At 36.0% G+C, this 15,026-nt stretch carries 13 protein-coding genes; 1 reads left to right on the forward strand and 12 read right to left on the reverse strand.

Annotated features, from left to right (window positions below; translation table 11 throughout):
• Positions 1–17: 17 nt before the first annotated feature.
• From BN999_RS20195 to BN999_RS20240, 10 genes are all read right to left on the reverse strand, one after another.
• Entirely contained in the window at positions 18–776 is a 759-nt protein-coding gene (locus tag BN999_RS20195) for a cytochrome c biogenesis CcdA family protein (RefSeq protein WP_096274574.1), read from the reverse strand.
• A complete protein-coding gene (locus BN999_RS21140; protein ID WP_255247540.1) occupies positions 776–1,423 on the reverse strand; it encodes a hypothetical protein in 648 nt (215 codons plus the stop codon). The genes BN999_RS20195 and BN999_RS21140 overlap by 1 nt, the downstream gene beginning before the upstream one ends.
• Before the next feature lie 225 nt (positions 1,424–1,648).
• Complete coding sequence (locus BN999_RS20205; RefSeq protein ID WP_096274576.1) at positions 1,649–2,845, reverse strand: Ger(x)C family spore germination protein; 1,197 nt, start codon at positions 2,843–2,845, stop codon at positions 1,649–1,651.
• A gap of 11 nt (positions 2,846–2,856) precedes the next feature.
• Positions 2,857–3,882, reverse strand: a complete 1,026-nt coding sequence (locus BN999_RS20210) for a GerAB/ArcD/ProY family transporter (RefSeq protein ID WP_255247541.1) — start codon at positions 3,880–3,882, stop codon at positions 2,857–2,859.
• 98 nt (positions 3,883–3,980) lie between these two features.
• Complete coding sequence (locus tag BN999_RS20215) at positions 3,981–5,585, reverse strand: spore germination protein (protein WP_096274578.1); 1,605 nt, start codon at positions 5,583–5,585, stop codon at positions 3,981–3,983.
• Positions 5,586–5,768: 183 nt separating this feature from the next.
• Positions 5,769–6,029, reverse strand: a complete 261-nt coding sequence (locus BN999_RS20220) for a hypothetical protein (RefSeq protein WP_096274580.1) — start codon at positions 6,027–6,029, stop codon at positions 5,769–5,771.
• A gap of 151 nt (positions 6,030–6,180) precedes the next feature.
• Positions 6,181–6,576: a VOC family protein gene (locus tag BN999_RS20225; RefSeq protein WP_096274582.1), complete on the reverse strand. Its 396-nt coding sequence runs from the start codon at positions 6,574–6,576 to the stop codon at positions 6,181–6,183.
• A 113-nt stretch (positions 6,577–6,689) separates the two neighbouring features.
• Positions 6,690–7,019 (reverse strand): hypothetical protein, encoded by a 330-nt coding sequence (locus tag BN999_RS20230; protein WP_096274584.1) that lies wholly within the window; start codon positions 7,017–7,019, stop codon positions 6,690–6,692.
• A gap of 2 nt (positions 7,020–7,021) precedes the next feature.
• Complete coding sequence (locus tag BN999_RS20235) at positions 7,022–7,540, reverse strand: hypothetical protein (RefSeq protein WP_096274586.1); 519 nt, start codon at positions 7,538–7,540, stop codon at positions 7,022–7,024.
• A 2-nt stretch (positions 7,541–7,542) separates the two neighbouring features.
• Positions 7,543–7,746, reverse strand: a complete 204-nt coding sequence (locus BN999_RS20240; RefSeq protein ID WP_096274588.1) for a helix-turn-helix transcriptional regulator — start codon at positions 7,744–7,746, stop codon at positions 7,543–7,545.
• A 175-nt stretch (positions 7,747–7,921) separates the two neighbouring features.
• On the opposite strand from BN999_RS20240, the gene BN999_RS20245 reads away from it, so the two are divergent.
• Entirely contained in the window at positions 7,922–10,675 is a 2,754-nt protein-coding gene (locus tag BN999_RS20245; RefSeq protein WP_096274590.1) for a bifunctional diguanylate cyclase/phosphodiesterase, read from the forward strand.
• Between the two features lie 113 nt (positions 10,676–10,788).
• Here BN999_RS20245 and abc-f read toward each other — a convergent pair whose 3' ends face one another.
• Together abc-f and BN999_RS20255 are read right to left on the reverse strand one after the other, a co-directional pair.
• A complete protein-coding gene (abc-f, locus tag BN999_RS20250) occupies positions 10,789–12,723 on the reverse strand; it encodes a ribosomal protection-like ABC-F family protein (protein WP_096274591.1) in 1,935 nt (644 codons plus the stop codon).
• Between the two features lie 493 nt (positions 12,724–13,216).
• Complete coding sequence (locus BN999_RS20255) at positions 13,217–14,875, reverse strand: ribonuclease J (RefSeq protein WP_096274593.1); 1,659 nt, start codon at positions 14,873–14,875, stop codon at positions 13,217–13,219.
• Positions 14,876–15,026: the final 151 nt, after the last annotated feature.

Genomic DNA, 15,026 nt, shown 5'->3' on the forward strand with positions numbered 1-15,026 from the left:
TAATTACCTCCTGAATTTTATCCTAATCTCGCTAACCATGTATCTTGTACTAAATCGAGTAAGAATCCTGAAATACGTGGCATTAATCCAAAGAATAGAACTAACCCCATGATAATCATCATGACAGCACCTATTTTCATAATGACTTCACTATGACGTACAATCCATCTCGTTTTACCAATGAAAAACGTTAAAATTACAAACGGTAAAGCGAATCCAACAACATACATTAGTGTATAAAATATCCCTTGACCAGGATTACTAGCAGCTAAAAGCAATATAGAACCGAAGATTGGTCCAATACATGGTGTCCACCCTGCAGCAAATCCCAACCCAATAAAGAAAGTACCAAGATATCCTGCTGGTTTTTTCGTGTAATGAAATCGTCTTTCCTTCATAAGGGAAGGAATATTAATCCACCCAGCTATAAATAACCCCATCACGATAATGAAAACTCCCGCTATTCGCTGAATGAGCAATCCAGAATCTCCAATTAATAGCTGTTGTGCCCACTGTCCTAGAAAAGAAGCACTTGCACCTAAGCTAAGAAACACTAAAGAAACTGCTAATAGAAAGAAGAAGGAATGAGCAAATAACTGTCGAGCCATTCTACTATTCTTACTTTCCTGCAATTCTTTTACACTAATTCCAGTTATGTACGACAAATAAGCTGGAAAAATTGGCAATACACAAGGGGATAAAAAAGATAGTGCACCAGCTCCTATCGCCAAAAGCATTCCTACAAGTAACATCGTATCTGTCTCAATAATACCCATTATGCATCCCTCTTTCGTAATATATAAGTTAGGCTACCTATACTAGCAATAAAAATTACGCCAACAAACCATGGTGCCATCATATATCCAAAGACTGTAACAAATGGCTGAATCAACGCTATGCTAATCATTCCAAGTGACCAAGTTGTTACAAGAATGATTAACAAGATGATGACATTCAATCGCTCCCGTAGGAAAAAGAATATACCAATTAATATTGCCAGTAGGATTACATATCCGAACGCATACGAATTATCCTCTACAATCAGTTGAATAAATTCATATACAAACGAACTAATAAGGAATACGTGAACAAAAGATTCCATTAAAGGTAGTAAACTAACACTTTTTCGCCTTGACTTATAAAGAAGCAACAAAGCAATTAGTACAATAGCAAAATATAAGGCCTTTGAGTCACTTGGATAAGCTAGAACGGATAGTGGATCCGTGAGAAATGTGGATAGATTTAATACAATTTTTCCTAACCAAATAAACATTATAAAGTTAATTAATTGAGAAGTTAGTTCTTCGATGTGCTTTTTCTTTTGTTCCTTTTTCAAGTCACTATATAAATAGAAAAAAAGAAAACCGATTGCTAAACTGAGAGCAATCATTCCAATTATTGTTAATTTGCTTGCTATCGCCATTGCTTGTGCCTCACTTTCAATACTACGTCCAATTGTATCTTACCCGTCCACTGTGAAAATTTGATGAAAGTAATCAATGTTTTTTATTATAATATAGAAGTCCCCTCACTCCTCTATACAAAAAACCGACTTCTAAATGAAATCGGCTAGTGTCCCAAAATAATTTTAAATATTTGCTGCCATCCTAAAAAGTTCTTAAAAAATACTTTTTTAATAGTTCATTTTTCACTTCCACTCCATCCCCGTTCTCCTAATGCTAATGTTGTAATCGATTTGAATATTCATATCCTGATAAATATCTGCCCATTTTTCATCTGATTGGACTTGCTCGTCCCAATAGTTCGGATACTTGGCCCTGATCCTTGCACCTAAACCGAATATATCCGATTGATCCTCTTGCAACTGTTTAATGAATCTGTCAGCCATCTCATTTACCCTTTTCGATGCTGCATCTTCAATTGCTTGAATGGAGGATAAGTCCAATTGATTGGATTCAATTTCTTCTTCAATCATAGCATCAACATTAACTTCAAATGTTGTTTTTGGTTTCCCATTTTCAATAATAGACTTAATCTTTGAATCACGCCCTACTGCTTTAACCATGTAAACCCCTTCATCATTAGGAAGTGAAACAGGGACACTATATCCAGCTGGATTCATACCTTTTATGGCCATATAGATCCCAATTTCTATAGGGGAAAATTTATTGATCATTTTATTCCCTTTAAAATATGCCATTCCATCGATGAGTATACGATCATTATTGATGACCTGAACTCTTGGAAGTGTAGCATCTACCCCTGGATCAGATAGATCGATCCAAAACATGCCTAAATATTCTCTTGGCAGTTTTCCAAACCGTACCGCATTATCCAGTGTATCGGATAAATAGAGGGATGGAACATTTTCTACTGGTGGTGCAGCTTCTAGCACTTTTTTTGCATCATTTTTATTTACTATCATCCAAGCGGTTCTTCGCACTTCAGGGTTTCGTCTAAAGTAATCATTAATCTCTTCTATCCCATTTTCGGCTACATCTTCCGAAATGACAATAATTTGCAAGTGTCCTAAGTAAAGCTTTTCAGCTAGTTGCTGTTGTAGGTTTGTGATTGCATCTTTTACCGAATGCCCTACCGTTTCAAGGACCCAACTATTCTTCTCGGAACCTTCACCTCCACCACCTTCAGGTCCTAACTTAATCTTTCCTGGTAAGGATATTTGAGCAGTTAACTTAATAAGATTGTCGTCTTGGCCTGGAAAATCCCCTTTTTGATGGGTTACCTCAGGTTCTTCTCCCATATCCTCTTCTGTAGCTATATCAATTGCAATTCCTAAAATATTGGCACGTTCCTCTAACTCATATCGATCCCAACAACCTGACAAGAAAACGATTATGCCTAATACGAATAATCTTCTCTTCATGTTGATCACCCTCATAATGAATTATTTTCCTCACTCTCAGGCAAACGTTTTAGCCCTCGAATTGAAGCAATGGAAAGGAGTATAAAAGGATAAAGCAATAAAGGAAGCATACCGTATTTTGTTACTGCCAATAAGTACTTGTACATAGTAAAAATATCCTCTGGAAAAATCGCAACAAGGAAGATAATGGGTGCAGCTAAAATAGAAACTATTCGATAGTTATGGAAACGGAATAGCTCACAAATTCCTCTTACCACGATAAAATAATAGGATAATAAAGTTGTAAATACACCATAGATGTATGAAATTAACAGAATGGCATCGATTCTGGACAGTATTTCAGCTGGGACTTGAATCATTCTACCAAGAATCAGTGTTGGCCAAAACATCTGCATAATTTCCTCTACTCCAAAGACAGCTATTGTCATCGTAATCACAACCAAAAGAATCAATGCTCCGAAACCATATCCCCACGAGGCCCCCTTCATGCTTTTCATTGGATTTTTCATGAATGGTATAACCATTGCTATAACTAAAAAATTAGCAATTGCCATGGGCACAACTAATGCTCCCTTCATAAAATCCTTAAAATTCGGTTCGTTACCTAGAAAAGGGGCTAAATGATACATTTCAACATCGCGAAAGGCAAAGACTAGTATCACAACAATTGGAATCAAAATTAATGGCACATAGAAAAAATGGATATATGCAAAAGTGGATACATTTTGATAAGTTGTGGTCACACACAAAAGTAGCATCACAACAATGGCTAAATGGATTGGTGTATTATTAAGAATAGACCCTTGAATAGCCTCAGCATATTGCCTTGTCTCTAATCCAACCAGAACTAGAAACAATAAAATAATGAACAAACTCATGATTCTTCCAATTGGTTTACCCAAAATGATTTCGTTATAACCAATGATTGTTTTGGTTGGAAATCGCTTACCAACTAGAACTAGACCCACTAATCCAATAAAACCTATTAAGATTCCAACTATGGTAGCAAATGGCCCCCCAGTCCCCGCATAATTCACGATAAACCTTGTAAGCTATATTACGGATACTCCTATCATCGTGCTGATGATGATAAATGCTAGTTGTAGTGTTGATACTTGATCTCGTTGTTTATTCATTAGAATCTCCCCCTTTTCTCATTGGCGAGTGGGTTCGACGGTCCCTTCTTCACACCACTATCAACTCGTACTTTATCCTTTGGATGTAGTTCTCTCGGTCTTTCTGTTAGCCAACGTAATGGAGCACGGATTATGGAATCTTTAATTCCTTCTTTATTCCAGGGAGTAATAGGAGAAAAATAAGGCACTCCAAACGAACGTAACGAGAGCATATGATTGATAATAAACATTAATCCCACTGCCAAACCAAGCAAGCCGATAAAACCGGAAAGGACAATCAATGGGAACTTAAGCATCCGAAAAGTAATAGCTGCATTATAGGATGGCGTGGCAAAGGAACCAATTGTAGATAAGGCGATAATAACTACAGTTATGGGACTAACAAAACCAGCAGATACTGCTGCTTGTCCGATAACTAATACACCTACAATGGATAAAGCTCCACCTACTTGTTGTGGCATGCGGATAGTCGCTTCTCGTAATATCTCCATTGCAAGTTCCATCAACAATACTTCAACGACAACGGGAAAAGGAACACCCGCCCTTCCACTCGATGCTGCAACAACGAATTTTGCCGGAATCATCTCCGGATGAAATGAGAGAACCGTTACATAGAGGGAAGAAAAGGTAAGGGAAAAAAGCAGTGCCATATATCGTATCGAACGAATAATACTACTCATTAAAGTTCTGGATACATAGTCTTCACTTGTTTGATAAAATTGATTAAAAACAGCAGGTACGATAAGTGCATAAGGAGAACCATCAACCAGAATCGCTACTCTTCCTTCTAAAATATTTCCCACTGCTTTATCAGGTCTTTCCGTATTGAGCACCTGTGGAAATGGTGACCTAGGATTATCCTGAATAAATTGTTCGATGTAACCAGCATCCAAGATACGGTCAATTCCAATATCTTGAATTCTTTTCTTCACCTCGTTTATAAGTTCATCACTAGCAATATTCTCTAGATAACAGTTGGCAATTTTCGTCTTCGTTTTCTCACCTACTTCAATAGGTTCGGCTCGAAACTCTGGGACCGGAAGTCGATAGCGCAATAATGAAAGATTGGTTTGTAATTGTTCAATAAATCCTTCTCTTGGTCCTCGTACTACACGTTCTGTTTCTGGTTCTGTTATTCCTCTTTTTTCTCGTTTTAAGGTATCGAGAATGAGACACTCATTTTCACCATCTATGAATATCACCGTTCTCCCTTGTAGAAGGGCATCTAGTATACTGGGTAATTCACACTTAATCTCCCCTTCTGAAAAATAAAGAAAATCATTTAAGAGATATTGAAGTGTGTATTTTTTGGAACCACTTGATTTGTTATAGATTTCTTTAGGAGCTTGTAGTGGTTGAATAATATCACGGTTTATTTTTTCGTTATCAACTAAGCTGTTGATAAACAAAGCCATAGCAGGGGTTTTACCGAATAGGTGAAAGGAACGAAGTGTAAAATCAGTATCCCTCTGGAAGACTTCTTTCACTAGTTGAATATTTTGATTTAAGTTATCTGTTAGTTTGGTATTCTGCGAAGCCTCTAAGCTATCACTTGAAGAAAGGCGTTCATTACTTGACTTCCTCTTTCTCTTCCAGAAAACCATTATCTTCCTCCTTAAAAACACGATTGAAATAATGAAGTTGTATTAGTATGGAAGTTTTATACCAAAACATATAAAAAAAAAGCAGATCATTAACAGATCTACTTTTCTTCCGCTTCCTGGTCAAACCAAAGCTTGGTTGTAATTTTGTTTATTTTACTTTGCATTTATGGTCAACTCTTTCCTTTATCTGAAATACATATAGAAAGCAAACGCAATAAATGATAGAGCGATCGCAATAATATATATCCATGATAGGCTCTTCACATTAGAAGAAATTGATTTGGTTTCATATTCTAGAGACCGTTCTAACTCATTCTCCGCTGTATCCCCATCCTCTTCATATTGTTTCATACGATTTTCTTCTTGTTTTATTACCATAATGGTCGCAATTAACCCGATTATACATAAAACCGCAATCATAGCAATAACAAGCCATAAATTCATGAGAACCCTCCCTTATTCATAACTATTTTCTTACCTTAATTCTACTATAAGTTTGACAAAGATTGGGGATATGTCATGAACAATTCATGAAAAAGAAAAAAGTAGTTCTGTAGTGCTTAGAAAAGCATCACGGAACTACCAGTATAATTATTTATTTTGCATTCTCGTCTGGTTGATGAATACCGATAATATTCCCTTCAGTATCAAGATAATAACCTTGCCAAGCCATGCCAGGTAGAGCATACTTTGGAAGAGCAACTTGGCCCCCAAACTCTAAAATTTTTGCTTCGGTAGAATCATAATCTTCTACATTCATCGTACAGGAAAAGCCATTCATCGGTTGTCCTGGTTCTGGTGGGGTTCCTTTTCTCTGCATTAATGCCCCGTCTATCCCGTGTTCACTTGCATCACCTGTTACCGCCCCAAAGTAAGGCATGCCAGCATAATCGCTCCAATCCTCAAATCTCCAACCAAATACTTCACCATAAAACTTCTTAGCTCGCTCCATATCCGATACATGAATTTCAAAGTGTACTAGTCTTCCCATCATAACCTCCATTAATAATTTAGTTGTTATCCTCTTAGTAATTCAATGTAAGTTTTTGAATCTCCTTCCTATTATTGTAAAAATATTATGAATTTATTCAATCCAACGGATATTTACTTTACCTTACGAAATAATTTATATTGATACCCATCAAAGTCAAAATGTTTTTTACCAGATGATATACTTACTGAATTCGAAATATCTTTATGAGCAAGGTTCAAATCTTTCTGAATTGTGACTAGTTCTGCTTTTTGCTCATCCATCACCAGATAAAAACTTTCTCTTCGTTCCAATTGACTAACAGCTGGTCCAAGAGACAACACATTATCTAATAAAATATCTACTATCTTTATTCCGGTACCCTGCCTCTTTTTAGGAATAAGTTCAAAAATAGAAGACCCCTCTTTAGCAAATTGCATCACCTTTTGGTCATATTTATTCATCTTTACCCCTCCAGCTTATCTAGACTTCTATTATATTTTCTTACACTCCACTCCACCCAAACATACGAAATAGCAAAGAATACGATAATTGAAAGTAAAAACTCAAATCCAAGTACTACAACAATATTCATGGTTTCACTTAGTTCCGGTAGAAGAATTAAATGTTGCCAATCATTTTCAATTAAGAATGTCGTAATCATGTTTAAAATTAATACAAACAATGCAAAGCCAAAAGATTCCCAAAAGTAATATCGTTTCCTACTTTTTTTGGACACTTCATCTTCATTAGTAGAAATGTTCTCACCTGAAACCATTTTGGGAATGGTTAAACTTTCATCCTTTCGAGCAAACCATGCAATAGATACTGGTATCATCACTATAAAGATAATCTCCCATGTAATTTGATTAATATCTTTAGTACTTACATATTTCCATATTGCTGAGACTAAAAGTGCCACATATAATAGGATTAATGTAATCCCAACCCCTCTAGCAATCATCATCTGACTTCTTTCATCCATCACTATTCATCCCCTTCATAATCAAATATCTCTTCAATTGGTACATGAAAAATTTTTGCTATATCCCAGGCTAACTTAAGCGAAGGATTATAGTTGCCCCGTTCCAAGTGACCAATAGTCTCTCTTCTTACACCGACCAATTTAGCAAGCGTTTGCTGGTTCATATCAAATTTTAAACGATATTCCCGAATTCTTGTCTTTAGCAAATAGCAATTCACCTCCAATAATGTTATATATTTATAACTTTATGTTATAAATATATAACATAACTCTTATGAAGTCCAGAGAAAGTACGATTCTAGGTTAATAATACTTCACCATGAAATAATAACTAAATACACCAACATTTTTATGCTATGAATATGGTTAGGAGTGTTCTCTATGTATCATGATTCTTACAGCCCTTTTTTCATTATTTTTTCTATCTTTATTGCTATTATATCTTCTTATACAACTCTAGTATTAGTCGGGAGAATATTAGTTGGTAGGCGGTCAAAGAAAAATACTTGGCTGTTTGCTGGGGCATTTATTATGGGGACCGGGATTTTCTCCATGCACTTTATCGGAATGATTGCCTTTCATATAGATAATCAGATTACATATAACGGGATTCTTTTATTACTAGCTTTTATTAGTTCCCTATTAGCTTCATATGCAGCCTTTTACCTCCTCCAAGCTCGCCCCCTAACCAAATCAAAACTATTAATAAGTGGCGTCACGGTAGGAATAGGCATCGTACTTTTACATTACATTGCTATTTTTGCCATTCATGAGGAAGTTGTTATTCAATATAAATCAATTTATTTTGCACTTTCCATATTGATTGCGCTTGCCTTCTCAACCATAACAATTACATTGTTTGTAAACATGAGAAATAACCGTCATTATCCAAATACTAACATTTTACTCAACGCTGTAATATTAGGATTAACAATTTCCGCATTGCATTACATAGGAATGAGAGCAACCCGTGTTTTACACTCTAACTCTAATGAGACCCCTTATATGATTGATGCGTTAATGTTAGGTAATATTATTTCGATTTGTGTAGTTTTCATTATGATTGTGACATTGATTTCATCTTATTTAGACCACCGTGCCAAAAACGCCCAAAGACTTTTAATAAAACAATTGGAAGAAAGTGAATTGAGGTACCGCCAATTAGTGGAACAGTCACCAGAACCAATCATTGTTCATGACGGACAAACAATTTTATTTGTCAACGAGGCCTGTTTAAGAGTTGTACATGCTACTGATGAGGGTGAATTAGTTGGTAAGCATATTTTGGATTTTTTTCTTCCTGAAACGAAGGAACTACTGAAAAAACATATCCATTCCTTAGGATCTAAAGGAGGTTTAGGTGAAACCCAACAACAAATTATAACCCTTGATAATTCTATTATCGATGTTGAAATTACCTGGATCGGAATAATGTATGAGAACAAGCCAGCCACACAACTGGTTTTGAGAGATATTACAGAACAAATTAAGATGAAAAGGGAATTAGAAGAGAAAAACCAACGCTACCTTTCCCTATTTGAATATTATCCCGACCCCGTCCTATCACTTGATTGTCAAGGGCACTTTATTGAATTAAATCCCATAGTTTGGGGTTTATTGGATTATTCCAAGAAAGAACTATTACGTATGTCCTTTCACTCCTTGATTGATCCAGATTATTTAGAACTAGCGATCTCCATTTTTAACAAAGCTTTAGATGGAGAACCTCAAAATTACGAGGTCGTGGTTATGGGGAAGAGCGGGTTTAAGTTCCCAGCAAATATTACTCTTATTCCAATAATTATTGATAGTAAAGTTACCGGTGTATTTTGTATTGCCAAAGATCTAACGAAGGAAAAGGAAGCAATTAAAAGAATAGAAGAGCTTGCCTATACCGATCAACTAACTGGTCTTCCAAATCGTACGTGGTTTAACAATTATTTTAATGAAGTATTACTAAATACAAAAGAGAAGAAAGCTCCCATAGCTATTCTTATGCTTGATTTTGATAATTTCAAAGATGTGAATGATACGCTCGGACATAATGTGGGAGATCTCTACTTAAAGAAAGTTTCCACAAGACTAAAAAAATGTCTTTCCCAACATGAGACAATTGCAAGAGTTGGTGGGGACGAGTTCATCATTTTAGTAGAAGATACAACGAAGGCTAAGGTCAGTTTATTAGCAGACAAAATTCTTAAAGAAATGAACTATGGTATACATTTGAGTAGTCATGATATCACAGTAACTTTAAGTGTCGGAATTAGCATTAAGACGGATCCTAATACAGATGCTGAAACGATGCTAAAACAAGCGGATTTAGCAATGTACTATGCTAAAGAACAAGGAAAAAATAACTACCAATTTTTCAATAACGAATTAAAAGAGAGAGTAACTCGAAAAGTAAAGATTGAAAGTTCCTTAAGGAAGGCAATTGAAAAACAAGAGTTAAAGCTACATTACCAACCATTAGTGGACATTCAGACTGGAAAACTTGTGGGACTAGAGGCATTACTTAGGTGGAATCCTTCTTTTGGATCTATCCCACCTAGTGAATTTATTCCGATTGCCGAAGAAACAGGGCTGATTATTCATATTGGTGAATGGGTATTGAAAGAAGCTTGTAGCCAAATAGAATGTTGGGAAAGTACTGAATTTGCTAATATACCTATCTCCATAAATGTTTCAGCAAGACAATTTAGGGAAGCTAATTTCACTAACAAACTGAAACAGATTGTTCAAGAAGCAAATATAGACCCTTCTAAATTGGAAATTGAGATCACGGAAAGTGTCATGCTTGACTTAGAGGAATCCAATCAAATTATCCAAGAACTCAGAGATTGGGGAATAAAAATAGCTATCGACGATTTTGGTACAGGATATTCATCTTTACACGTAATAACGAACCTTAAGTTTGACACGCTCAAACTTGATAAATCTATCATCGGTGATGGGGTGAAAATTAAGCATAAAGCTATATTACAGGCAGTTTTAGAGACAACAAAGAATCGCAAACAAATTGTTGTAGAAGGTATCGAAACGAAAGAACAATTCGAAGCACTGAAATCCCTCCCTATAATTGGGCAAGGCTACTATTTCAGTCCTCCACTTCCACCTGAAGATTTAACGTTTTAAAATGTAAGGTTGAGAAATGAAAAAACCCTTGTGTTATGTCAAGGGTTTCTCATTCTTATTCTCTCTTCTTATAATACTTCGGGTTACAATTAAATTTCGAGTTGCGTTAATGCTTAATCCATAGAGGTCAACCACAGATCGGATGCCTCTTCTAGTTCTTTACTAAGTTCCACTTTCTGATTGTGTAACTTATTAAGCTCCGTATAATCCGTTTGGACTGCATCCATAGCTTCTTCTATGGCTACTAACTCCTTTTCAAGAAATTCAATTTTTTCTAGTAATTGTTGTTGATCGATGGTTTGTTTTTTATCGGTAGTTTTTACTGGCTTTACCTGTTTTTTCTTTTCCGGTACAAGTTGTTCCCTACTCTCTTGAACTTGTTTAACCTTCTCTTTTTCATATCTATAATCATCGTAGTTACCTAGATAACTTCTCAACGAGTAATCTTCCACTGCTATAATCCTACTGCTCATTTTATTGATAAAATAACGGTCATGTGAAATAAAGAAAATCGTACCCTGAAATTCTTCTAATGCCTCTTCCAGTGTTTCTATAGAATCAATATCCAGATGGTTCGTCGGCTCATCCAGAATTAATAGATTTACTTCATCATATAACAGCATGGCTAGCTTCAGACGAATTCTTTCCCCTCCGGATAAATGCTTCACCTTTTTAAAAACACTAGATTGGAAAAACATGAATTTGGAAAGATACTCTCTTGCCTTTCCTTCTACAATTGAGATATCCTCACGAAAGACGTCAATTAACATCTTCTCTTCATTAGGAAATGTAATCTTTTGTGGTAAATAGGCGACTTTCACATTGGCACCTAACTCAATTTTTCCCTTATCTGTTTGTTCTTCCCCTAATAGCATTTTTAAGAATGTCGTTTTCCCACTACCATTTGGACCGATAAGACCTACTCTTTCGCCAAAATGAACCATGACCTCTGCATCGCTAAACAGTAATCTATCTCCATAACTTTTTGTAAGAGCTGTTGCTTTGATTGTTTCCTTACCAGAGCGTTCAGCCTCACTCATGTTCAAGTGTATGTTTTTTCTTTCGAGCACAGGTTTATCCAGACGCTCCATTTTGGCAAGCCGCTTCTGGATACTAGCTGCTCTTCTAAAGAACTTATTATTATCAGCACGGATTGCCCAATCTCTCAGATCCTTTACTTGTTTTTCCATCGTGTTGATTTTCTTTTGTTGTTCACGATATTGCTCTAATTGAATTCGTAAGTTTTCTTCCTTCTGTTCTACAAATGATGAATAATTGCCTTTGTAACTTGTAGATCGCATATCCTCAATTTCCACAATTTTGGTTGCAACATGATCCAGAAAATAACGGTCATGTGATACAATCAGGACAATACCTTTATAGTTTCTTAGATAACTCTCAAGCCATTCAATAGAATCCATGTCTAGGTGGTTTGTTGGCTCATCTAGCAGTAAGATGTTAGGATTATGAATCAATAGTTTACCTAGGATAACGGTCGTTTTCTCGCCACCACTTAAATAATCAAACTCTCGCTCTAGAAAACTTTCGTCGAATTTTAATCCTGTACACACTTTACTTAATTTTTCATCACGCTCATATCCACCTTTGACTTCATACAATTGGACTAAACTACTGTACTTATTAAGAGCCTTTTCAAGGGCAATCCCCTCTACCTTTTTCATTGTTTCCTCTTGGTCTCGCATTTGCTTTTCAATCCTATCAATTTCTTCAAAAGCAAGATTGAGAATGTCGATAACCTTAAGACCACGTGGATAGGCTGGTACTTGTTCTAAATAGGCAATCGTAGTGTCCCTAGGTAGTACATGGATTAATCCCTCATCATACCCATAGCTAGTCGTTTGCGGGTAACCTGGATAATAGTTCATCGGCTCGATCCCTGCAAGTACCTTTAGAATAGTAGATTTCCCACTTCCATTCACTCCAACAATTCCTAGTCTATCGCCATCATAAGCTTCCAGGCTGACATCTTCTAACACAAGCGTTGCTTCCATATATTTTTTTATACCGTTCAGTTTAAGTTCTAACATAATATTTCCTTCCTTCATCCTTTAGTGTGCTACACCAAAATGGACAGGCATTAACAATAATCCTACTACTATACAGCTATAAAAATAAAAAAGACTGTAAGAAGAAAAATTCTTACAGTCTAAAATAGTCAGTGAAAATAATGTGGTAGTGTTGGGATAATAATAAAGCAAAAACAACTACCTGCACGACAAAAACTAATAATACTTCAGTCGTACAATTATGATCTCCGTTTCAGATTAAGTAAGTAACCTTCTAAATTGCCTGATCCTTAATGGCATAACAAATAAACCTACAAAATAATAGGTATATATCCATTAACAATCCTTATTAATTTAACAATTAATAATTAGCAATTAGTCGGCATCATCTTTACCTAACCCCTTTTTAAAATTTATTTTATTATTGCATTTTTTTATTATTTTGTAAATAGGCAGAATAAAAGAGCAGGATCTTGACTGTGAAGGGTCAAAAACCTGCCGTGTTGTTAGCTCATCATATCTCAATCAAAATTGGCACTATCATTGGTCGTTTTCGTGTCTTTTCTTTGATATATTGCCCTACTAGCTTTTTGATTTGTTTTTTCTTCACATTCCATGAATATCGATTTGCCTCATGCAATTCTTCAACGGTGCTATTAATGATACGAATCATCCCATTTCTAAGCTGTGTGAAGTTATTATCAACAAAGCCACGTGAAATAATTTCTGGTTCTGCCAGCATTTCATTTTCTTGTTTACTCATCGGTAGAATCAACATGATCATGCCATCTTCAGATATTTGCTTCCGATCCCGTAGAACAAAATCGATATTCCCAACATCCACCCCATCTACATAGGCGCTTCCAGCCGGGATAAATCTGGTACTCCGTGCAACTGAATTTTCAATATCAACTACATCACCATTTTTTAAAATAAACACATTTTCTTTCTCTACCCCAACAGATTCTGCAAGTAATCGATGATGATGCAGCATTCGATATTCTCCGTGAATTGGGATAACATATGTTGGTTTCATAAGAGTAAGCATAAGTTTTAAGTCTTCCTGATAGCCATGGCCAGACACATGCATACCCGAACTGCTTCCTGAACCATAGATAACATGAGCACCCAATTGATACAGATTGTCGATAATAGCGGAAACATTCTTTTCATTTCCAGGGATTGGACCTGCAGCAAGGATGACAGTATCTTCTGGTAAGATCTCTGCATCACGAAAGTTTCCTGTAGATAGTCGACTTAATGCAGCACCAGGCTCTCCTTGACTTCCTGTACATAAAATAGTGATCTTATCAGGAGGATAATCATCTATTTCGTTTGGCTCAATCAACATCCCTTTTGGGACATTTAAGTAGCCACGATCCATCGCAACCCCAATAACATTTAACATCGACCTTCCAAGCAGCACCAGTTTTCGGTTTGTTTTTTCCGAAGCTTCCACAACCTGCTGGACACGGCTAACATTGGAAGCGAAAGTAGAAACAATGACTTTCCGCTTCGCTTTCATAAATATATTTCCTAAGTTTTCTCCAACCATTTGTTCCGATGGTGTAAATCCTTTTCGTTCCGCATTGGTACTCTCTGATAGCAGCAATAGAACACCCTTATTTCCTATCTCTGCCATTTTATGAATTTCAGGGCGTTCTTGATTGGCAGGGGTAAGATCAAACTTGAAGTCACCAGTATGTACAATCGTTCCTTCAGGGGTATTGAAGACAATACCTAAGCAATCTGGAATACTATGATTAACTTTGAAAAAACTCATGCTTACTTTCCCTAGTTGGACACTTGAATCTGAATGGATTTCATATAGTTCGGTTTCTCTTAAAATTCGATGTTCCTTTAATTTAATTTCAATAACTCCTAAAGTAAATCTTGTTGCATAGATAGGTACATTTATCTTCTTAAGGAAGTATGGAATACCACCAATATGATCTTCATGACCATGAGTGAAAATTAAAGCGCGCACCCTTTCTTTATTCTCTTCCAAATACGAAATATCGGGGATAATCAAATCAACCCCCAACAAACTCTCATCCGGAAACTTATTCCCACAATCAATCAAAATGATATCCTCACCATACTCAATCCCATACATATTCTTCCCAATCTCATTCAAACCACCAAGAGCATACACAGATAACAAATTTTTCATATCCACACCCTCCTGCCCAATATTCGTATTGTCAAAAGTTTTTATAAAAAATCTATTAGTATTCCCTATTTCATGCGTTTTTATACAAAAAAACTTGCCACCCCCTCGAATTTAGGGTATTAGTGAGGTAACCACACCAAAACAAATACCT

Source organism: Paucisalibacillus globulus (assembly GCF_900184735.1).
GTDB lineage: Bacteria > Bacillota > Bacilli > Bacillales > Amphibacillaceae > Ornithinibacillus > Ornithinibacillus globulus_B.